Source organism: Methylobacterium sp. WL119 (genome assembly GCF_008039875.1).
GTDB lineage: Bacteria > Pseudomonadota > Alphaproteobacteria > Rhizobiales > Beijerinckiaceae > Methylobacterium.
This window is the reverse complement of record NZ_VRUU01000005.1, coordinates 1-20,588: the sequence shown is the minus strand read 5'-3', so window position 1 is coordinate 20,588 and position 20,588 is coordinate 1. Positions and strand designations below refer to the sequence as shown.

Genomic DNA, 20,588 nt, shown 5'->3' with positions numbered 1-20,588 from the left:
CAGCATGAACGCACCGACCACCGCATCGAGGAATGCCGCAGCGGATGGGGCCGCCCCCGTCGCGCCGCCGGCCGGCCTCGCGACGCGGGCCTCGGACGCGCGCATCCAGGGGCCGCGGATCTACAACCTGTTCCCGCTCCTCGTCGGGCGGGTCTCGGACTGGACGGCCGAGCTGCCGCGGATCGCCGCCCTCGGCTTCGATTGGGTCTACCTGAACCCGTTCCACGCCACCGGCGGCTCGGGCAGCCTCTACGCCGTCGCCGACCCCGAGCGGCTGGACGATCGCTTCCGCGACCAGGACGGCACCGCCGACGACGATCAGATCCGGTGCTTCTGCACGGCGGCCGAGGCCATCGGCCTCTCGGTGATGACCGACCTCGTCATCAACCACACCGCCAACGACGGCCGCCTCGCCCGCGACAGGCCGGACCTGTTCGTGAAGGAGGCCGACGGCTCGATCGCCAGCCCGGCGGCGGTCGATCCCGACGATCCGTCGATCCGCACCGTCTGGGGCGATCTCGCCGAGCTCGATTACCATTCCGAGGGCCCGCGCAACGAGCTGACCCGGATCTGGGACGCCTACATCGCCCATCTCCAGAGCCTCGGCGTCGCCGGCTTCCGCTGCGATGCGGCCTACAAGGTCCCGCCGGAGACGTGGCGCGCCCTGATCGGGCAGGCGAAGGCGCGCGAGGCCGGCTGCCTTTTCGCCGCCGAGACCCTGGGCTGCACCTTCGAGGAGGCGAAAGCCACCGCCGGTGCCGGGTTCGACTACCTCTTCAACTCGTTCGCGTGGTGGGACCTGAAGAAGCCCTGGGCGCTGGAGCAGTACGAGCGCCTGCGCGTCATCGCCCCCTCGATCGCGTTCCCCGAGAACCACGACATGCCGCGGCTCGCGGCCAAGGCGTCGGGCGGCCCGGAGGCCGTCGCCGCACAGCTGCGCAGCCGCTACGCTCTCGCCGCGTTCTACTCGGCCGGCGTCCTGATGCCGATCGGCTACGAGTGGGGTTATCGCCGCGCGGTCCACGTCGTCGACACGACGCCGGCCGACCGCGAATCCGAGACCGGGATCGACATCTCGGCCTATGTCGCCGCGATCAACGCCCTGCGCGCCGAGCTTCCGGCCGCCAACGTCGAGGGCGCGCAGGCCCGGATCTCCGCGCCGGACGCCGATTTCGTCGCGCTCGCCCGCTACGATTCCGGCCATCCGGCCTCCGCCCGGCACGCCGTCATCCTGCTCTTCAACCCGACCGACAAGCCGGTGCCGGTCGATGCCGGGGCGCTGATCACCCGGACGGGCGGCCAGCTCGGGCCGTTCGTCGACCGCACGCCGGAGGCCGAGCCGATCGCCTTCCATCCCGGTAGCGCCATCGACCTGGCGCCGGGCGAGCTGCGCATCATCAGCGCCGTCGCGGCGGCCGTGACCAAGCTGTCGAGCCGCGGAACGCCGGACGGCACCGGTCGCGTCGTGATCGAGGCGGTGACGCCGGAACTCGACGGCGGCCGCTCTCCGGTCAAGCGCGTCGTCGGCGAGAACCTGCGGATCGAGGCCGACATCTTCTCGGACGGTCACGAGATCCTGAACGCGGCGATCCTGTCGCGCGTCGTCGGCGCGAGCGAATGGCGCCGGGACCCGATGGTCTTCGTCGACAACGACCGCTGGGCCGGGCAATTCCCGCTCGAGAAGAACGCCCGCTACGAGTTCACCATCGAGGGCTGGCGCGACGGATTCTCGTCCTGGATGCGCGATACGCTGAAGAAGCGCGACGCCGGCGTCGACGTCCGCCTCGAGACGATCGAGGGCGTCACCCTGGTCCAGACCGCGGCCGACCTCGCCGAGGGGCGCGACAAGGAGCGGTTGCAGGCGCTTGTCGCCGCGCTCGGAGCCGAGGAGACCGGCTCGGCCGCCCAGCTCGACCGCATCCTCGTGCCCGACGCGGCGAGCCTCGTCCGCCGCAACGCCGAGCGGGTGAACGCCTCGCGCTACCCCGTGACGGCGCAGGTGATCGCCGATCGGCTCGCGGCCCGGTTCTCGGCCTGGTACGAGATCTTCCCACGCTCGCAGTCGATGGACGTGAATCGCCACGGCACCTTCGACGACGTGATCCGCCGCCTGCCGGAGATCCGCGAGCTCGGCTTCGACGTGCTGTACTTCACGCCGATCCACCCCGTCGGGCGCACCAACCGCAAGGGCAAGAACAACACCCTGAAGGCGCTGCCGGGCGACGTCGGCTCGGTCTACGCGGTCGGCACCGAGGAGGGCGGCCACGAGGCGGTCCATCCCGAACTCGGAACGCTGGCCGACTTCGAGCGCCTGGTCGCGGCGAGCCACGCCCACGGCATGGAGGTGGCGCTCGACTTCGCGATCCAGTGCTCGCCCGACCATCCTTGGATCAAGAACCATCCCGAGTGGTTCGAGTGGCGCCCGGACGGGACGCTGAAGTTCGCCGAGAACCCGCCGAAGAAGTACGAGGACATCTCCAACGTGCACTTCTACGGCGGCGCGCTGCCGTCGCTGTGGATCGAGCTGCGCGACATCCTGCTCGGCTGGTGCAGCCGCGGCGTGCGCATCTTCCGGGTCGACAACCCGCACACCAAGCCGATCCCGTTCTGGGAATGGGTGATCGCGGAGGTGAACGGGCGCTATCCCGACGCGCTCTTCCTCGCCGAAGCCTTCACCCGGCCGAAGATGATGAAGAAGCTCGCCAAGGCCGGCTACCAGCAGAGCTACACCTACTTCACCTGGCGCAACACCAAGGCCGAGCTGATCGAGTACGCGACCGAGCTTGCGGGCGAGATGGGCGAGTACTACCGGCCGAACTTCTTCGCCAACACGCCCGACATCAACCCGCATTACCTCCAGACGAGTGGCCGCGCCGGCTTCGTCGTGCGGGCGACGCTGGCCGCGACCCTGTCGTCGGTCTACGGCATCTACAACGGCTACGAGATGTGCGAGGCGGCGCCGTATCCCGGCAAGGAGGAGTACCTCAACTCCGAGAAGTACGAGCTGAAGGCCTGGGACTACGACCGGCCCGGTAACATCCGCGAGCACATCATCAAGCTCAACCACATCCGTCGCGAGAACCCCGCGCTCTGGGATTTCCGCAACGTCGTGTTCACGGCGGCCTACAACGACAGCATCATCGCCTACGCCAAGACGACGCCCGACCGCGACAACTGCGTGTTCGTGATGGTCAACCTCGATCCCAAGAACCGCCAGGAATGCACCTACGAGGTGCCGCTCTGGCTGCTTGGCGAGGGCGACGGCGGGGCGGTCGCCGTCGAGGACCTGCTCGACGGCTACACGTTCGAGCTGCGCGGCAAGTCGCACCGCATCGCCCTCGATCCCGTCGAGCGCTCGTGCATCATCTGGCGGCTCAGCCGTCCGAAGCGGGTTGCGGGCTGAGGCTGCCCGTGTGAACAGAAATCCAGCGCGATCGGCCCGGTCGGTCGCGCTGTCGCCACCATCCTGCGGTTCTACAGCCGCACACCGATCACGCGACGATCATCCTCGCGCGGGACCGGCACCACCGCCCCTGAATCCGACGTGCGAGGCAACGACGCGATGATCGATCGCAGCGATCCGCAATGGTACCGTGACGCCATCATCTACCAGATCCACGTCAAGTCGTTCTTCGACTCGAACAACGACGGGATCGGGGATTTCGAGGGCCTTACCCAGCGGCTGGATTATGTCCGAGACCTCGGCGTCACCGCCATCTGGCTGATGCCGTTCTATCCGTCCCCGCTGCGCGACGACGGCTACGACATCGCCGACTACGAGGAGGTCAACCCGTCCTACGGGACGATGGCCGACTTCCGGCGCTTCGTGGACGCCGCGCACGAGCGCGGCCTGCGGGTGATCACCGAGCTGGTCATCAACCACACCTCGGACCAGCATCCGTGGTTCCAGCGCGCCCGCGAGGCGCCGGCCGGATCGCCCGAGCGCGACTTCTACGTGTGGTCGGACACCGACACGCCGTATTCGGACACGCGGATCATCTTCCTCGACACCGAGACCTCGAACTGGACCTGGGACCCGGTCGCCAAGCAGTATTTCTGGCACCGCTTCTACAGCCACCAGCCCGACCTGAACTTCGACAACCCGAAGGTGCTGGAAGCGGTCATCGAGACGATGCGCTACTGGCTCGACATGGGCGTCGATGGCCTGCGCCTCGACGCGATCCCGTACCTGATCGAGCGTGACGGCACGAACTGCGAGAACCTGCCCGAGACCCACACGGTCATCAAGGCGATCCGCGCGGCGCTGGATGCGAGCTATCCCGACCGGATGCTGCTGGCGGAAGCCAACCAGTGGCCGGAGGAGACCGCGCAGTATTTCGGCGACGGAGACGAATGCCACATGGCGTTCCACTTCCCGCTGATGCCGCGCATGTACATGGCGATCGCCCGCGAGGACCGGCACCCGATCACCGACATCATGCGCCAGACGCCCGAGATCCCGGAAGGGTGCCAGTGGGCGATCTTCCTGCGCAACCACGACGAGCTGACGCTCGAGATGGTGACGGCGGAGGAGCGCGACTACCTGTGGTCGTTCTACGCCGCCGAGCGCCGCGCCCGCATCAACCTCGGCATCCGCCGCCGTCTCGCGCCGCTGCTCGAGAACGACCGGCGCAAGATCGAGCTGATGAAGTCCCTCGTGCTGTCGATGCCCGGCACGCCGGTGCTGTACTACGGCGATGAGATCGGCATGGGCGACAACATCTACCTCGGCGATCGCGACGGCGTGCGCACGCCGATGCAATGGTCGCCCGATCGCAACGGCGGCTTCTCGCGGGCCAACCCGCAGCGGTTGTTCCTGCCGGCGATCCAGGACCCGATCTACGGCTTCGACGCCCTCAACGTCGAGGCGCAGACGCAGTCGCAGACCAGCCTGCTCAACTGGACGCGGCGGATGATCGCCATTCGCAACAACAGCACCGCGTTGGGCCGCGGCTCGATGCAGTTTTTGTATCCGTCGAACCGCAAGGTGCTCGCCTGGATCCGCGAGTTCGAGGGCGAGCGCGTGCTCTGCGTCGCCAACCTGTCGCGGGCGCCGCAGGCGGTGCAGCTCGACCTGTCCGAGCTGCGCAGCGCCGTGCCGATCGAGCTCACCGGCGGAACCGAGTTCCCGCCGATCGGCGAGCTGCCCTACCTGCTCACCCTGCCATCCTACGGCTTCTACTGGTTCTCGCTGTCGTCGGCGAACACCGGCACGATCGGGCCGATGAAGGAGGCGCCCGAGCTGTTCACGCTGGTGCTCACCGGCGGCATCGAGAGCCTGATGGCCGGTCGCGAGCGCCTCGCCTTCGAGCGCACGGTGATCCCGCCCTTCATCGCCAGCCGGCGCTGGTTCGGTGCCAAGGGCTCGCGGATCAAGAGCGTGCAGGTCGTCGACTGCGCGACCGTGAAGGAGGCCGGCGGCGAAGCCCGCTTCCTGCTGCCGCGCCTCGACGTCCAGCTCTCCAACGGCGAGCGCCAGCAATACTTCGTCCCCGTCGGCGTCGACGAGGGGCGCGAGGACGAGACGCTGCTCGAATTCGCCGTGGCGCGCGTGCGCCGCGGCCCGCGCACCGGCCTGCTCTACGGCGCGGCGGCCTCGCCGGACTTCGCGATCTGCCTCGCCGAGGGGATGCGCGACGGCCGCGAGATCCCGACCGAGGGCGGCAAGCTCGTGTTCTCCTCGACCTCGGCCTTCGACCACAGCGTGCCGTTCGAGGCGAGCGACGTCCGCCGGCTCTCGGCGGAGCAGAGCAACACCTCGATCGCCATCGGCGCGAAGATGATGCTCAAGCTGCTGCGCCGCCTGCAGCCGGGCACGCACCCGGAAGTCGAGGTCGGGCGCTTCCTCACCGAGGAGGCCAAGTTCCCGAACACGCCGGCGCTGCTCGGCACCCTCGAGCACGTCGCCGAGGACGGCACGCGCACGGCGCTCGCCGTGCTGCAGAGCTTCGTCCTCAACCAGGGCGACGCCTGGACGGTGATGCTCGAAGGCCTGCGCCGCGATTTCGAGACCGTGGTGCTGGCCCCCGAGAGCGAGGCGCCGACGCCGGCGGAGGCGTTCCACGATCACCTGCGCTGGGCCGACCTGCTCGGGCGGCGGACCGCCGAGATGCACAACGCCTTCGCGATCGAGACCGGCGACGCGGCCTTCGCGGCGGAGCCCTTCACCGCCGACGACCTGGCGGTGCTCGGCGCCGATGCCCGGCACCAGGCCGATCGGGCCTTCCGCGGCCTGAAGGCGATCGCCGAGCGCGGGCTCGATGCGGGCCGCCCTTCGAGCGTCGCGCTCGCCGGGCGTCGTGGCGAGGTCGACGCCCTGATCGCGTCGCTGACCCGCGACCCGCCGAAGGGCGCGTTCAAGACGCGGATCCACGGCGACTACCATCTCGGGCAGGTGCTGGTGTCGAGCGGCGACCTGGTGCTGGTCGACTTCGAGGGCGAGCCCTCGCGTCCGGCCGACGAGCGCCGGGCGAAGTCGACGCCGCTGCGCGACGTGGCGGGCATGCTGCGCTCGTTCGCCTACGGCGCCGAGACGGTGACCCGCGAGATCGCCGGCCGCTTCGCGGATTCGGAGGATCGGGCGCGCACCGCCGCCTTCGCGTGGCGTGGCATGATCGATGCGGCGTTCCTGAAGGGCTACGAGACCGCGGTCTCGGAAAGCCGCGCCGCCGTGACCGACCCCGAGACGCATGGCCGGCTGCTTCGCCTCTGCCTGCTGACCAAGGCGCTCTACGAGGTCGATTACGAGGCCAACAACCGCCCCGACTGGATCGAAATCCCCGCCCGTGGGGTTCTGACCATTCTGGAGGACGCCAAGGCGTCCTGATCCCATGCGCGTGCCGACGGGGCAAGAACGGCTTCGTCGGCGCGCGCGGAGACTGACCGGCCTGAAGCCGTCCGACCTTCTCGGACGCCGCTTCGGTCACCCGAGAGAGGCACCTGAATGACGGCCATCGACCAGACCTTCGCGACCCGCACCGATCCGTCGGACACGAACCCGGTCTCGAATGTCGCCCCGTCCGGCTCCGCGCAGGCGGGCACGACGCACAGCGTGCATCCCGATGCGATCGCGGCGGTGATGGCGGCCAACCACGGCGACGCGTTCAGCGTGCTCGGCCCGCATCAGGTCGGGCCCGGAGCCTGGGAGGTCCGCGCCGTGCTGCCGGAGGCGAAGTCCGCCGCGCTCATCGTCGGCGGCGAGGCGGTGCCGTTCGAGCGGCGCCACCCGGATGGGTTCTGGGTCGCCAAGGTCGAGAGCCAGGGCCGGCCGCTTTACGAGATCGAGGTCGAGACCTGGGACGGGGCCAAGCGCCGCCGTCACGACCCCTACGGCTTCGGCTCGTCGCTGGAGCAGCACGACGTCGACACCCTGCGCGAGGTCGGGACCAACCTCGTCTACAAGATCCTCGGCGCGCAGCTTGGCTGTCTCGATGGCATCGACGGCTTCCGCTTCGCGGTGTGGGCGCCGAATGCCCGGCGCGTCAGCGTCGTCGGCGACTTCAACGAGTGGGACGGCCGCCGCCATCCGATGCGCCTGTGGCAGAACGGCGGCCTGTGGGAGCTGTTCGTGCCCGGCCTCAAGGCCGGCCAGCACTACAAGTTCGAGATCCGCGGCCCGGACGGCGCGCTGCTGCCGCTGAAGGCCGACCCGGTCGCCTTCGCCGCGCAGCACCCGCCGGAGACGGCCTCCGTGCTGCAGGGCACCAGCGAGCCCGCCTGGCACGACAAGCAGTGGATGGCGACCCGCGGCGACAAGGACCCGCGCCACGCCCCAATCTCGATCTACGAGGTGCATCTCGGCTCGTGGGCGCGCGTGCCCGACGAGGGCAACCGCTACCTAACCTACAAGGAGATGGGCGAGCGCCTGATCCCGTACGTCAAGGAGATGGGCTTCACCCATATCGAGATGCTGCCGATCACTGAGTTCCCGTTCGACGGCTCCTGGGGCTACCAGCCGGTCTCCCTGTTCGCGCCGACGAGCCGGCACGGCACGCCCGACGACTTCGCGGCCTTCGTGAACGCGGCGCACGAGGCCGGCATCGGCGTGATGCTCGACTGGGTGCCCGGCCACTTCCCGCTCGACGCGCACGGCCTCGGCCAGTTCGACGGCACGCACCTCTACGAGCATGCCGACCCGCGCCAGGGCTTCCACCAGGATTGGGGCACCTACATTTACAATTTCGGCCGGGCCGAGGTCGCGACGTTCCTCGCCGCCAATGCCCGGTTCTGGCTCGAGCACTACCACCTCGACGGCCTGCGCGTGGATGCCGTCGCTTCGATGCTCTACCTTGACTACTCGCGCCGCCAGGGCGAGTGGATCCCGAACCAGTACGGCGGCAACGAGAACCTCGACGCGATCAACTTCCTGCGCAAGACCAACGAGGCGACCTACGCGCACGCCCCCGGCACGATCACGGTCGCCGAGGAATCCACCTCCTGGCCCGGCGTCTCGCACCCGACCTACACCGGCGGGCTCGGCTTCGGCTTCAAGTGGAACATGGGGTGGATGCACGACACCCTGAACTTCGTCTCGACGGACCCGATCCACCGCCGCTACCACCACCACGACCTGACCTTCGGGCTGCTCTACGCCTTCTCCGAGAACTTCATTCTGCCGCTGTCCCACGACGAGGTGGTGCACGGGAAAGGCTCCCTGCTCGGCAAGATGCCCGGCGACCGCTGGCAGAAGTTCGCCAACCTGCGCGCCTATTTCGGGTTCATGTGGGGGCATCCCGGCAAGAAGCTGCTCTTCATGGGCGGCGAGTTCGGCCAGGAGCGCGAGTGGAACCACAACCAGTCGCTCGACTGGCACCTGCTCGACGACCCCGCCCATGCCGGCGTCAAGGACGTGATCCGCGACCTGAACCGGCTCTACGTCTCGACGCCGGCACTGCACAGCCGCGACACCGAGGCGGCGGGCTTCCAGTGGCTGGTGGCCGACGACCAGGACAACAGCGTGATCGCCTGGGCCCGCAAGGGCCGCGAGGCCGGCGAGATCGCCATCGTCGTCTCGAACTTCACGCCTGTGCCGCGCGAGAACTACCGCATTGGCGTCCCGGCGGGCGGCTTCTATCGCGAAGCGTTCAACTCGGATGCCGGCATCTACGGCGGCTCGAACATGGGCAACATGGGCGGCCGCGAGGCCGACGCGGCGGAGAGCCACGGCCAGGGTCATTCCCTGAGCCTGACCCTCCCGCCGCTCTCGACCATGATATTCGTTCGCGAAGGCTGAGGGCATCGCTGGGGCGGCGGTGCCGAGGGGTCCCGCCGCCCGCGACGCGCGACGAGGGGAGGTCGCCTTGCTCGAATCGGTCCGGACGTCGTCGGTCGCCCTGCCGAGCATCCGCCTGCACGTCGCGGAAGCCGGTCCGGCGGACGGGCTTCCCACGATCGTCCTGCACGGCTTCCCCGAATTCTGGTACGGCTGGCGCCGCCAGATCGGCCCCCTGACAGAGGCGGGCCTGCGCCTCGTCCTGCCCGACCAGCGCGGGTACAATTGCAGCGACAAGCCCGAGGGCCTCGCCGCCTACCATCTCGACCGGCTCGCTGCCGACGTGATCGAGCTGGCCAACCATTACGGCTTCGCGACGTTCCGGCTTGTCGGCCACGATTGGGGCGGCCTCGTCGCGTGGTGGACGGCCTCGTTCCATCCCGAGCGGATCGCGCGGCTGGCGATCCTCAACGCGCCGCATCCGGCGGTCTTCGGCCCCTACGTCCGGCGGCATCCGACGCAGATGCTGCGCAGCCTCTATGTCGGCTTCTTTCAGATCCCGCGCCTGCCCGAAACGCGCCTGACCGCGAACGACGGTGCGGTGCTACGCCAGGCGCTGGCGAAGACCGGGCGGAAGGGCAGCTTCACCGCGGCGGACTTGGATCGCTACGCCGATGCCTGGGCCCGGCCCGGAGCGATGACGGCGATGCTGAACTGGTACCGGGCGCTACGCCTTCCGCGGCCCGGCACCGCGCCGCGGATCACGATGCCGACCCTGATCCTGTGGGGGCGGCGCGATCACGCGCTCGAATCCGGCCTCGCCGAGGCGAGCCTCGCGCTCTGCGATGCGGGCCGCATCGCATGGTTTCCCGAGGCGACCCACTGGGTCCAGCACGACGCGGCGGAGGCGGTGAACGCGTCGCTGATCGCCTTTCTGGCCGACGGGAAGATCGAAACATGAGGAAGCCCGCGGATCCTTCGACCCGCGGGCTGCCACGCGCTTGCGAAACGTCGCGAGGCTGAGGCTCAGCGCTTGAACTTGCCGTCGTACTTGAACTCGGGCGCCGCCTTGAGCTGGTCCTTGGTGGCGCCGATGATCGCCTTCCACTTCTTCGCGCCCTCGTCGTAGCCGAGCGCCACCGAAGACGGCTCGACCGAGACGTAGCGCTCGCCCATGCCGAGGAAGCCGCCGACCGAGAGGATGTAGCTGCTGAGCTTGCCGTTCTCGATCGCGAGATCCTTGATCTCGCCGACGTTGTTGTTCGAGCCGTCCATCACGTTCAGACCGATCAGGTTGTAGCTCAGCACCGCGTCCTGCGGGACAGGGACGAACTTCGCGGCCGTGGTCGGGGTGGTCTGCTTCTCGGCGGCGAACGCCGTGCCGGAAACGGTGAGGGCAACCATGGATGCCAGGATCAGACGACGCATTGCTATCTCCACAACCCGAATGGGGTGGCTAGGAATGCTGCGCGGCCGCGATCGTTCCGTCACCGATTCGTGGGTGATCGCGCCTGTTCCGATGTCCCGGGGCCGAACGGAAAAAGCCCGCGGATCGCTGGGATCCGCGGGCTGGCCAGTCGGGCCGAGCAGCCATTCAGGCCGCTTGCTTGCGCTTCTCCGGCGCTGCCTTCTCCAGGGCCGCCTTCTCGGGCTTCGCCTCGGTCCGCGTCTTCGAGGCTATCAGCGGCAGCTCGATGTCGAGCCCGAGCGTCGAGACGCCCTCGCCGCGTTCGAGCGTGATCTTGACCTTGTCGCGCTCGACCGAGACGTGCTTGGCGATGACCGCCAGGATCTCCTCGCGCAGCGTGATCACGAGGTCGGGCTGGCCGGTCTCGGAGCGCTCGTGGGCGAGGATCAGTTGCAGGCGCTCGCGGGCGACGGAGCCGGATGCGCGCTTGTTGAAGAGACCGAGGAGGGTCATGCGGCCCTCCGCAGGAACAGCTTGTCGAGGAAGGACTTGCGATCCGTCGGCATGGTCATCGGCAGCTCTTCGCCCTTGAGCCGGCGCACCGCGTCGGAATAGGCACGGGCCGGCGCGCAGTGCGGGTTGTTCAGCGTCACCGGGCAGCCGACGTTCGAGGCGCGCAGCACTTCCTGGCTCTCGGGGATGATCGCCAGGAGCGGGATCGAGAGGATCTCGAGCACGTCCTCGACCTTGAGCATGTCGCCGCGGTCGGCCCGGGCGGGGTCGTAGCGGGTCAGGATCAGGTGCTTGTCCATGTTCTCGCCGCGCTCGGCCTTGATCGTCTTGGAGTCGAGCAGGCCGATGATGCGGTCGGAGTCGCGCACCGACGAAACTTCCGGGTTGGTCACCACCACCGCGACGTCGGCGTGGCGCATGGCGAGCTGGGCGCCCCGCTCGATGCCGGCGGGCGAATCGCAGATCACCCAGTCGAACTTCTCGCGGAGCTCTTCCATGACGCGGGCGACGCCCTCGTCGGTGAGCGCGTCCTTGTCGCGGGTCTGCGAGGCCGGCAGCAGGTGCAGGGTCTCGAGCCGCTTGTCGCGGATCACCGCCTGGTTGAGCTTGGCATCGCCGTTGACCACGTTGATGAGGTCGTAGACGACCCGGCGCTCGGCACCCATGACGAGGTCGAGGTTGCGCAGGCCGACGTCGAAATCGACGACGCAGACGCTCTGCCCGCCCTGCGCGATCGCGGCGCCGAGTGCCGCCGTTGTCGTCGTCTTGCCGACGCCGCCCTTGCCCGATGTGACGACCAAAACCTTTGCCACGCGTGTCGCTCCTTGATCTGCGGTGATCGGATCGAGTTCTGAAAGTTCGAAAGTCAGTCCAGGCCGGCCATGCGGATCGCGCCGCCGTCGAGCCAGATCTGTACGGGTTTGCCCTGCAGCTGCGTTCCGATGTCCTCGGCCGTGCGGACGAGGCGATCGATCCCGAGCAACTCGGGCTGGAACTTGCGGCAGTAGATGCGGGCCCGCGGGTTGCGGGCGGCGCCCGCGATCGCCCGGCCGCGCAGCGCGCCGTAGATGTGGATGGAGCCGCCCGCGAGGATCTCCGCCCCGGACGAGACCGAGCCCATTACCGTGACGTCCCCGGTGGGATGCACCACCGTCTGCCCGGAGCGGACCGAGCCCTCGATGGTGATCGAGGTGGAGACCGGCTCGTCCGGCACCTTCGGCAGATCCAGATTGGTCGCCGGACGCCCGCCGACGAGCAGCGGCGGCAGGCCGGGTGCGATCGTTTCCACGCCCTCGAAGCCGAGGATGCGGACGCGTCGTCCGACGAGGTCGGCCACCAGCGCCTGCAGCGCGTCGTGGTCCGGGCGCAGGGCGCCGAGATCGAGGATGATCGCGCGCCCGTCGAACAGGGTCGGCGAGCGCTTGAGCGCCGCGTCGAGATCCGCCAGCCAGTCGGCGAGCGGCGGCTCGGGCTTCAGCGCCATCGCCTTGAACGCACGCCCTCGGAAGGCGAGGGCGCGTCGGGCGGCGGGCTTCGCCGGGGCGGCAGGTTTTGCCGGGTCCGAGGCTGCCGTAGCCGGCTCGGGCGCGGACGATTCGGTGCCGGCGGGCGCAGCAACCGTCTCCAGGGAAACGGCTTTCTCGGGCTGTGCCGGAACGGGACGGTTGGGGTCCGGAACGATCTGTGTTTTCACGGGTCAACGATTCCTTACCGGATCATTGACGGCGGATATGGTTACCGAACGGTTAAGGATGAGGATCCTGTCGCAATCTCATGCCCGGATCCTGTGATGTCGGCTCAGCCGCGCTCCAGCAGCGCCAAGCGGATCGCGTCCTCGACGAGCCGCACCTCGACGCCCTGGCCGGTGAAGCTCGGATCGAGGTCGTCGGCGGCCTTGTACAGGCCGTCGATCGCGATCAGCTCGGGCTCAAACTTGCGGCACCAGATCCGCGCGTTCGGGTTGCCGGCGGCACCGGCGATCGCGCGGCCGCGCAGGGCGCCGTAGACGTGGATCGAGCCGCCAGCGATCACCTCGGCGCCCGAGGCGACGGCGCCCATCACCGTCACGTCGCCCTCGAGATGCAGAACCGCCTGGCCCGAGCGCACCGGTGCGTCGAGGATCAGCGAGACGGCCGAAGCCTGCGCGGGCGGCGCCGGCACGGCCGCCTCGGGGGAGGGGGCTTCGGCCTCGGGGATCTTGATCTCCCCGGTCGGCCGCCCTCCCGCCAGCGCCGGCGGCAGGCCCGGCCCGAGCAGCGCGGGCGCCGCGCCCTCGATCCCGTAGATCGCGATGGCGCGCGCCGAGAGCTCGGCCACCAGACCGGTCAGGTCGTCGCGATCGAGCGTAAGCCCGGTGAGATCGAGGATCACCGGGCGCCCGGCGAAGAACGCGGGTGCGCGCTGGCGCAGGGCGTCGAGATCGGCGAGCCAATCCTCGATCGGGGGCAGCGGCGCGAGCACGGTCGCCATGAACGAGCGGCCGCGGAAGCGGATCGGCGGACGGGGCGCATCGGGCTTGGGCTGGGTCACGGGGGTCGGCATCTCGCGTGTCGGGCCTGGACCCTGCCTGCATGCGGCGTGCGCGCCCGCGGAGCAATCCTTGCCGGGCGCTTGCCCACGCCCCTTGTCGCCCGCCGATGGTCGCGCACGTTCGAGACGCACCCCGCAATCCCGTCGTCGACGACAGCTAAACCGTTGGGCGAGAACTGGAATGGTTCTGAAACATAGCGGTTGCGCGGCCGCAGGGCGCCTTGCTACCCCCGGCACGGAACGCCGCCCTTCGAGGGCGTGAAGCCCCTTGGAGTCGGCCCGATGGCACCGCAGAAGGTCGCACGCCGCCGTCCGGCCTACCGCCTCGCGGTCGTGGGGCGGATCGTGCTCGCGGTCGCCGGCGGCTACGCGGTGGCGGCGCTGCTGACCGCCCTGCTGTCGTTGACGCTGCCGCTCGTCCGCTCCGAGGCGGTCGCGACGGCGACCCTCCTGAGCTTCGCGGTGATGGTCGCCGTGGTGATCTACGTCTTCGCCGCGCCGACGCTCGGCCGTGCCGCCCTGACGGTCGCCGGGCTCGCGGCCGTCCTCGGCGGCGGGCTCTGGCTCGCCGGCGGCTTCGCTGCGGTCGGTGCCGCATGAGGCAGGGTTTTCGCCAATCGATGGCGTGGCTGCACGCCTGGTCCGGCCTCGTCGTCGGCTGGGTGCTGTTTTGCGTCTTCGTCACCGGCACTGCGAGCTACTACCGGACCGAGATCTCGCAGTGGATGCGGCCGGAGCTCGCCGAGACCGCGAGCGACCCGGCCCGCTCCGCCGACCTCGCCGCCGCCTACCTGCAGAGGGCGATGCCCGACGCCACCGGCTGGTACATCGAGCTGCCGAAGCCCGAGAAGCCGCTGATCGGCGTGATGTGGTGGAAGAGCCTGGAAGGCCCGTTCCATCAGGCCCTGCTCGATCCCGCCACCGGGACGCCGACCAAGGCCCGCGACACACGCGGCGGCGACTTCCTCTACCGCTTCCATTTCGAGCTCGGCATGCCGCCGCTCTGGGGCCGCTGGATCGTCGGCACCTGCGCGCTGGTGATGCTGGTGGCACTGGTCTCGGGCATCGTCACCCACCGCAGGATCTTCGCCGACTTCTTCACCTTCCGGCGGCGTCGTTCGCAGCGCGGCTGGCTCGATGCGCACAACGTGTTCGGCGTGCTCGCGCTGCCGTTCCACCTGATGATCACCTATACCGGCCTCGTCACCCTCGCGCCGATGTACATGCCGTGGGGCGTCGTCTCCGCCTACAAGGGCGACGAGATGCGCTTCTACGTCGACAGCGGGCTGATGCCGGAGCTCCGCGCCCCGTCCGGGAAGCCCGGCACCCTGGCGCCGCTCTCCGGCATGGTCGCGCAGGGCATCGCCGCCAGGGGCGAGGCGCCGGAAGGGGTCTCCGTCTTCAACCCTGCCGACGCGACGCCCTCCGTGCTTGCGGTCTTCGAGGAGCCGCACGGGCTTGCCCACGAGCATCCGCAGATCGCGTTCGACGGCGCGACCGGGGCGATGCTCGGCAGCAACGGCGCGACCCGCGCCGCGGCCAAGACCTCGACCGTCATGCTCGGGCTGCACGAGGGGCACTTCGCCGGCGCGGCCCTGCGCGTGCTGTTCTTCCTGTGCGGGGTGATGGGCGCCGCCACCGTCGCCACCGGGCTCGTGCTGTGGGCCGTGGCGCGGGCGCCGCAAGGGGCGGAGGCGGAAGGCTTCGGCCTGCGGCTGGTGCGGACGCTCAACGTCGGGACCATCGTCGGCCTGCCCGCCGGAATCGCCGCCTACTTCCTGGCCAACCGCCTGCTGCCGCTCGACCTTGCCGCCCGCGCGGATTGGGAGGTTGGAACGTTCTTCGGCGCCTGGGCGCTGGTGGCGGTCGCCGGCGCCCTCCGCCCGGCCGAATCGGTCTGGCGCGAAGGCCTCGGGCTGGTCGGAGGCCTATTCCTGGCGGTGCCGGTCGTCGGCGCGCTCACCACCGGCCTGCATCCGCTCGCCGGCGAGACGCGCTTCCTCGGCTTCGACGCCGCGATGATCGCCCTCGGCATCCTCCTCGGGCTCGCCGCGCGGAAGGCGGGGCAGGCGCGGCTCCGGCCGGCGCTCCGGGCGGACGCCGGCATCACGGGCGGGGAGGCCCTGCGCGCGTGACCGCCATCGTCGTCGGCCTCAACCTCGCCCTGTGCTTCGCCGGACTGTCGGCGCTGGCGCTCAGCCTCGACCGTCACCATCGCGACGCCTTCCTGGTGCGTCCCGGCGCGGCCCGCGCCCGGACCCTGCGCATCGCCGGCTGGTCCGGCATCGGCCTCTCCTTCGTGGCGGCGGTGGCGCTGGAGGGCTGGAACTTCGGTCCGGTGCAATGGATCGGCGCCCTGACCGGCGCGGCGCTGCTCGTGGTCGCCTTCCTGTCCTACCGCCCGGGCTGGCTCCGCCCGGCGGCGTTGCTGGCGCTGCCGATCGCGCTCGTGGCGCTGCCGCTCGCCCTGAACGGTTGAGCAGGGCTCGCGATCACCGCAGAACCGCTGCCCCCTTGCCGCCGAGGCCGACTCCTTATATTGCGGCGCAATAGCTCGAACCCGTTCTCGACCCGGCGTGGCCGACTGCAATCGCGGTCCGTCCCGTGGCGGGTTCTACTCGCTTCGGAAACACCATGAAGCTGCGCAACATCGCCATCATCGCCCACGTCGACCACGGCAAGACGACGCTCGTCGACAAGCTGCTGTCGCAGTCCGGCTCCTTCCGCGACAACCAGCGGGTCGAGGAACGGGCGATGGACTCGAACGACCTCGAGAAGGAGCGCGGCATCACCATCCTGGCCAAGGCGACCTCGGTCGTCTGGAAGGATACCCGCGTCAACATCGTCGACACCCCCGGCCACGCCGACTTCGGCGGCGAGGTCGAGCGCATCCTGTCGATGGTCGACGGCGTGATCGTGCTGGTGGACGCGGCCGAAGGCCCGATGCCGCAGACCAAGTTCGTGGTCGGCAAGGCCCTCAAGATCGGCCTGCGCCCGATCGTGGCAATCAACAAGGTCGATCGTCCCGACGCCCGCATCACCGAGGTGGTGAACGAGGTGTTCGACCTGTTCGCGGCGCTCGACGCCACCGACGACCAGCTCGACTTCCCGATCCTCTACGGGTCCGGCCGCGCCGGCTGGATGGCCACGACGCCGGACGGCGATCAGAGCGAAGGGCTCGCGCCGCTGTTCGATCTCGTGCTCGAGCACGTGCCGCAGGCCCGCGTCGAGGAAGGCCCGTTCCGGATGCTCGGCACCCTGCTCGAGGCCAACCCGTTCCTCGGCCGCATCATCACCGGCCGCATCGCCTCCGGCACCGTGAAGCCGAACCAGGCGATCAAGGTGATGGACCGCGAGGGCAAGCTCGTGGAGACCGGCCGCGTCTCGAAGATCCTCGCCTTCCGCGGCCTCGAGCGGGCGCCGATCGACGTCGGCGAGGCGGGCGACATCGTCTCCATCGCCGGCCTCGTGAAGGGCACCGTCGCCGACACGTTCTGCGACCCGCAGGTCGAGACCCCGATCCAGGCCCAGCCGATCGATCCGCCGACCGTCACCATGTCCTTCATCGTCAACGATTCGCCGCTCGCCGGCACCGAGGGCGACAAGGTCACCAGCCGCATGATCCGCGACCGCCTGTTCAAGGAGGGCGAGGGCAACGTCACGCTGAAGATCGAGGAGGCCGCCGACAAGGACAGCTTCTTCGTCTCTGGTCGCGGCGAGCTGCAGCTGGCGATCCTGATCGAGACCATGCGCCGCGAGGGCTTCGAGATCGCCGTGTCGCGTCCCCGCGTCGTGCTCTCGAAGGACGAGGACGGCGGCATCCTTGAGCCGATCGAGGAGGTCGTGGTCGACGTCGACGAGGAGTACTCGGGCGTCGTCGTGCAGAAGATGTCCGAGCGCAAGGCTGAGATGATCGAGATGCGTCCGTCGGGCGGCGATCGCCTGCGCCTCGTCTTCCACGCACCGACCCGTGGCCTCATCGGCTACCAGAGCGAGCTGATGACCGACACGCGCGGCACGGCGATCATGAACCGCCTGTTCAAGGCCTACGAGCCCTTCAAGGGCGAGATCGCCGGCCGCCGCAATGGCGTGCTGATCTCGAACGACAAGGGCGAGGCCGTGGCCTACGCCATGTGGAACCTCGAGGACCGCGGCCCGATGATGATCGAGCCCGGCGCCAAGGTCTACCAGGGCATGATCATCGGCGAGCACAACCGCGAGAACGACCTCGAGGTGAACGTGCTCAAGGGCAAGAAGCTCACCAACATCCGCACCACCTCGAAGGACGAGGCCGTGCGCCTGACCCCGCCGATCCGGATGACGCTGGAGAAGTCGCTCGCCTGGATTCAGGACGACGAGCTGATGGAAGTCACCCCGAAGTCGATCCGCCTGCGCAAGACCCACCTCGATCCGAACGACCGCAAGCGCTTCGAGCGCTCGGGCGGAGCGGCGAGCAGCGCGAGCTGAGGATCCATAAGGATCGGAATACGAAGGGCCGGGCGGCGATCGCCCGGCCCTTTTTCGTTGGGTCGATATCGTGACGCTATCGAAATAGGGGCAGCTCCCTCCCCCCTCTGCGGGGGAGGCGGCCCGCGAAGCGGGTCGGGAGAGGGGAGCGCGCTGTCCGGAGAGGTCGCTCCCCTCTCCCGACCCTCGCTCACGCGAGGTCCACCCTCCCCCGCAGAGGGGGGAGGGAAGGTGCGTCTGCCGCGACGAGGGAGCGAGGGCTCCCGACAAGAGGAGGGTTCCGGCGGCGAGGCTCACCCGCCGCCCGGGTCGGTATCCTTGTCAGTGCCGCCGCCCTTCGGCCCCATGCCCGGATGACCCTCGGTCTTCTCGTTCGGGTCCATCACCGCATCGGGTGCGGAATTCGCGGGCTTCTTCGTGTCCGGCGTCTCGTCCGCCGGCTTGTCGTGATCGCTCATTCGCCCTCCTCGCGCTCGGCCTTGTAATGCCCGGAGGCGACGGTCTCGTCGGCCTGCGGGCCGCGCGACGCCTTCTGGTCGGAATGCCCGCCCGACGAACCGCCGGGCGTCGGCGGAGCGCGGCCGGGCTCGCCGCCCTGCTTCCAGTCGGACTTGCGCTCGGGGTCGGACTTGCCGCCCGTGCCCATGTCGGTGATCGCCGACTGCTCGGCGGTTTGGCCGCCGCCGCCGGCCGCGGGCTCGCCGCTGCTGCCGACCTGATCGTCCGGCTTGCGGGTGACGGTCTGCGAGGCCTCGTCCGTGTCGCGGGCCATCAGCGCTTGCCGTCGTCGTGGCCGACCGGCGCGGTGGCACGGTCGATCGCCTCGGAGGCGGAGGCGCCCGGCTGACCCTCGCCGCGGATCGCCCGCAGGTTCTCGGCCGGCGTCTCGGCCTCGGTCTGGTCGGTCGCGTCCTCGCTCGGCATGCCCGAGGCGATCCGCGCGGTCTCGGCCTCGCCCGCCGGATCGCCCTTCAGATCGGCCTGGGTCCGGGCCGGGCTGCCGACGTCGAGAGGCGAATCCTGCCCGAGATCCTGCCCGTTGCGGTCCGCGTTCGCGGAAAACCCCTTCAGCGAGGGGCGGTCTGCGTCGTGCTCGGCCATGATGCGCCTTTCGGGCTGTCGATCCATCGTGTGGACCAACAACACCGACGGCAGGCGGCGGTTGCTTCCGACCGCCAGGCGCGATCGTCACGCGCCCCGCCCGCCACATGGCGGAGCGCGGCGTCTTCGGCGTTGCGAGGGCGGCGGAACCGGTCGATCAGGCCGCCGTCTCGGGCTTGCGGGATTCCGGCGTGCCCGAGCGCATCAGCGTCACGAACCGCTCGAACAGGTAGTGGCTGTCGCGCGGGCCCGGCGAGGCTTCCGGGTGGTGCTGGACCGAGAAGGCCGGGCGGTCGGTGAGCGTCAGCCCGCAATTCGAGCCGTCGAACAGCGAGACGTGGGTCTCGACCGCGGTCTCGGGCAGGCTCGCCGGATCGACGGCGAAGCCGTGGTTCATCGAGACGATCTCGACCTTGCCGGTGGTCTTGTCCTTGACCGGATGGTTCGCGCCGTGATGGCCCTGGCCCATCTTCACCGTGCGGCCGCCGAGCGCGAGCCCCATCAGCTGATGGCCGAGGCAGATGCCGAAGGTCGGCACCTTCTCGGCGAGCAGCTCGCGGATCACCGGGACGGCGTACTCGCCGGTTGCCGCCGGGTCGCCGGGGCCGTTCGAGAGGAAGACGCCGTCGGGCTTCAACGCCAGGATGTCGGCCGCGCTGGTGGTGGCCGGCACGACCGTGACCGAGCAGCCGGCCTCGGCCAGCAGCCGCAGGATGTTGCGCTTCACCCCGTAATCGATCGCAACGACGCGCAGGCCCTCGCCCGGAACGCCGCGGCCGTAGCCGGCCTTCACCGTCCAGGTCGACTCGCTCCAGTCGGAGCGCTCGCGGCTGGTGACCGGGGGCACGAGGTCGAGGCCTTCCATCGGCGCCAGCGCGGCGGCGCGCGCCTTCAGCGCCTCGCGGTCGAAGTTGCCCTGGGGATCGTTGGCGATCACCGCGTTCGGCATGCCGTGGTCGCGGATGCGGGCGGTCAGCGCGCGGGTGTCGATCCCGGTGATGCCGAGGATGCCGCGGGCCTTCAGCCACGCATCGAGGTGGGACGACGAGCGCCAGCTCGACGGCTGCGTCACGGCCGAGGCGATCACCGTGCCGCGCACGCCCGAGGCCGGGGCCGCGTCGAGGCTCTCGAGGTCCTCGTCGTTGGTGCCGGTGTTGCCGATATGCGGGAAGGTGAAGGTGACGATCTGCCCGGCATAGGACGGATCCGTCAGGATCTCCTGGTAGCCGGTCATCGCGGTGTTGAAGCAGACCTCGCCGTCGGCGATCCCGGTCTGGCCGATGCCGAAGCCTTCGAGGATGGTGCCGTCGGCCAGAACCAGCAGGGCGGTGGCGACGGGCTCGGCCCAGGGGGCGGGGG

General features: G+C 69.7%; 17 protein-coding genes. 8 read left to right on the top strand and 9 right to left on the bottom strand.

Annotated elements, in window-relative coordinates:
- Positions 1–4 precede the first annotated feature (4 nt).
- The 4 genes from FV227_RS03875 to FV227_RS03860 all read left to right on the top strand — a co-directional run bounded on the left by FV227_RS03875 (position 5) and on the right by FV227_RS03860 (position 10,172).
- Positions 5–3,403, top strand: a complete 3,399-nt coding sequence (locus FV227_RS03875) for a maltotransferase domain-containing protein (protein WP_147858313.1) — start codon at positions 5–7, stop codon at positions 3,401–3,403.
- Between the two features lie 159 nt (positions 3,404–3,562).
- Entirely contained in the window at positions 3,563–6,826 is a 3,264-nt protein-coding gene (treS, locus tag FV227_RS03870; protein ID WP_147726430.1) for a maltose alpha-D-glucosyltransferase, read from the top strand.
- 117 nt (positions 6,827–6,943) lie between these two features.
- The gene (gene glgB, locus FV227_RS03865) at positions 6,944–9,232 is read left to right on the top strand and encodes a 1,4-alpha-glucan branching protein GlgB (RefSeq protein ID WP_147726431.1); all 2,289 of its coding nucleotides are present in this window, start codon (positions 6,944–6,946) and stop codon (positions 9,230–9,232) included.
- Positions 9,233–9,299: 67 nt separating this feature from the next.
- Positions 9,300–10,172, top strand: a complete 873-nt coding sequence (locus FV227_RS03860) for an alpha/beta hydrolase (protein WP_147858312.1) — start codon at positions 9,300–9,302, stop codon at positions 10,170–10,172.
- A 65-nt stretch (positions 10,173–10,237) separates the two neighbouring features.
- Here FV227_RS03860 and FV227_RS03855 read toward each other — a convergent pair whose 3' ends face one another.
- The 5 genes from FV227_RS03855 to minC (FV227_RS03835) form a co-directional block, all read right to left on the bottom strand.
- Complete coding sequence (locus tag FV227_RS03855; protein ID WP_147726433.1) at positions 10,238–10,639, bottom strand: PRC-barrel domain-containing protein; 402 nt, start codon at positions 10,637–10,639, stop codon at positions 10,238–10,240.
- A gap of 166 nt (positions 10,640–10,805) precedes the next feature.
- Positions 10,806–11,132 carry a cell division topological specificity factor MinE gene (gene minE, locus FV227_RS03850; RefSeq protein WP_147726434.1) on the bottom strand — a complete coding sequence of 109 codons (327 nt, stop codon included), beginning with the start codon at positions 11,130–11,132 and terminating at the stop codon, positions 10,806–10,808.
- Positions 11,129–11,944, bottom strand: a complete 816-nt coding sequence (gene minD, locus FV227_RS03845; protein ID WP_147726435.1) for a septum site-determining protein MinD — start codon at positions 11,942–11,944, stop codon at positions 11,129–11,131. Before minD ends, minE begins: the two co-directional genes overlap by 4 nt.
- Positions 11,945–11,997: 53 nt before the next feature.
- Entirely contained in the window at positions 11,998–12,615 is a 618-nt protein-coding gene (gene minC, locus FV227_RS03840; RefSeq protein ID WP_147726438.1) for a septum site-determining protein MinC, read from the bottom strand.
- 314 nt (positions 12,616–12,929) lie between these two features.
- Positions 12,930–13,673, bottom strand: a complete 744-nt coding sequence (minC, locus tag FV227_RS03835) for a septum site-determining protein MinC (RefSeq protein WP_147858311.1) — start codon at positions 13,671–13,673, stop codon at positions 12,930–12,932.
- 270 nt (positions 13,674–13,943) lie between these two features.
- Between minC (FV227_RS03835) and FV227_RS03830 the strand changes: the two genes are divergently transcribed.
- The 4 genes from FV227_RS03830 (at position 13,944) to typA (ending at position 18,128) form a co-directional block, all read left to right on the top strand.
- Positions 13,944–14,261, top strand: coding sequence for an iron transporter (locus FV227_RS03830; RefSeq protein WP_147729697.1), 318 nt, complete (start codon positions 13,944–13,946; stop codon positions 14,259–14,261).
- Complete coding sequence (locus FV227_RS03825; RefSeq protein ID WP_147858310.1) at positions 14,258–15,796, top strand: PepSY-associated TM helix domain-containing protein; 1,539 nt, start codon at positions 14,258–14,260, stop codon at positions 15,794–15,796. Before FV227_RS03830 ends, FV227_RS03825 begins: the two co-directional genes overlap by 4 nt.
- A complete protein-coding gene (locus FV227_RS03820; RefSeq protein WP_147842130.1) occupies positions 15,793–16,140 on the top strand; it encodes a DUF3325 domain-containing protein in 348 nt (115 codons plus the stop codon). Before FV227_RS03825 ends, FV227_RS03820 begins: the two co-directional genes overlap by 4 nt.
- A 155-nt stretch (positions 16,141–16,295) precedes the next feature.
- Positions 16,296–18,128: a translational GTPase TypA gene (typA, locus tag FV227_RS03815; protein WP_147728668.1), complete on the top strand. Its 1,833-nt coding sequence runs from the start codon at positions 16,296–16,298 to the stop codon at positions 18,126–18,128.
- Positions 18,129–18,421: 293 nt separating this feature from the next.
- Here the strand turns inward: typA and FV227_RS28820 are convergent, their stop codons facing one another.
- The 4 genes from FV227_RS28820 to carA all read right to left on the bottom strand — a co-directional run.
- The gene (locus FV227_RS28820) at positions 18,422–18,586 is read right to left on the bottom strand and encodes a hypothetical protein (RefSeq protein ID WP_187274670.1); all 165 of its coding nucleotides are present in this window, start codon (positions 18,584–18,586) and stop codon (positions 18,422–18,424) included.
- The gene (locus FV227_RS03805; RefSeq protein WP_147858309.1) at positions 18,583–18,900 is read right to left on the bottom strand and encodes a hypothetical protein; all 318 of its coding nucleotides are present in this window, start codon (positions 18,898–18,900) and stop codon (positions 18,583–18,585) included. Before FV227_RS03805 ends, FV227_RS28820 begins: the two co-directional genes overlap by 4 nt.
- Complete coding sequence (locus FV227_RS03800) at positions 18,900–19,229, bottom strand: hypothetical protein (RefSeq protein ID WP_147728665.1); 330 nt, start codon at positions 19,227–19,229, stop codon at positions 18,900–18,902. The genes FV227_RS03805 and FV227_RS03800 overlap by 1 nt, the downstream gene beginning before the upstream one ends.
- 157 nt (positions 19,230–19,386) lie before the next feature.
- Positions 19,387–20,588 (bottom strand): glutamine-hydrolyzing carbamoyl-phosphate synthase small subunit (gene carA / locus FV227_RS03795; protein ID WP_147858308.1); only part of this gene is annotated, 1,202 nt, incomplete at its 5' end.

Excerpts from the sequence above, each read along its gene's own strand:
- treS (WP_147726430.1), top strand. The coding sequence starts at position 3,563 with ATGATCGATCGCAGCGATCCGCAATGGTACCGTGACGCCATCATCTAC.
- glgB (WP_147726431.1), top strand. The coding sequence starts at position 6,944 with ATGACGGCCATCGACCAGACCTTCGCGACCCGCACCGATCCGTCGGAC.
- minC (WP_147726438.1), bottom strand. The coding sequence starts at position 12,615 with ATGGCGCTGAAGCCCGAGCCGCCGCTCGCCGACTGGCTGGCGGATCTC.
- FV227_RS03800 (WP_147728665.1), bottom strand. The coding sequence starts at position 19,229 with ATGGCCGAGCACGACGCAGACCGCCCCTCGCTGAAGGGGTTTTCCGCG.
- FV227_RS28820 (WP_187274670.1), bottom strand. The coding sequence starts at position 18,586 with ATGAGCGATCACGACAAGCCGGCGGACGAGACGCCGGACACGAAGAAG.
- typA (WP_147728668.1), top strand. The coding sequence starts at position 16,296 with ATGAAGCTGCGCAACATCGCCATCATCGCCCACGTCGACCACGGCAAG.
- FV227_RS03825 (WP_147858310.1), top strand. The coding sequence starts at position 14,258 with ATGAGGCAGGGTTTTCGCCAATCGATGGCGTGGCTGCACGCCTGGTCC.
- minE (WP_147726434.1), bottom strand. The coding sequence starts at position 11,132 with ATGACCCTCCTCGGTCTCTTCAACAAGCGCGCATCCGGCTCCGTCGCC.
- FV227_RS03855 (WP_147726433.1), bottom strand. The coding sequence starts at position 10,639 with ATGCGTCGTCTGATCCTGGCATCCATGGTTGCCCTCACCGTTTCCGGC.
- FV227_RS03875 (WP_147858313.1), top strand. The coding sequence starts at position 5 with ATGAACGCACCGACCACCGCATCGAGGAATGCCGCAGCGGATGGGGCC.
- FV227_RS03830 (WP_147729697.1), top strand. The coding sequence starts at position 13,944 with ATGGCACCGCAGAAGGTCGCACGCCGCCGTCCGGCCTACCGCCTCGCG.
- FV227_RS03805 (WP_147858309.1), bottom strand. The coding sequence starts at position 18,900 with ATGGCCCGCGACACGGACGAGGCCTCGCAGACCGTCACCCGCAAGCCG.
- minC (WP_147858311.1), bottom strand. The coding sequence starts at position 13,673 with ATGCCGACCCCCGTGACCCAGCCCAAGCCCGATGCGCCCCGTCCGCCG.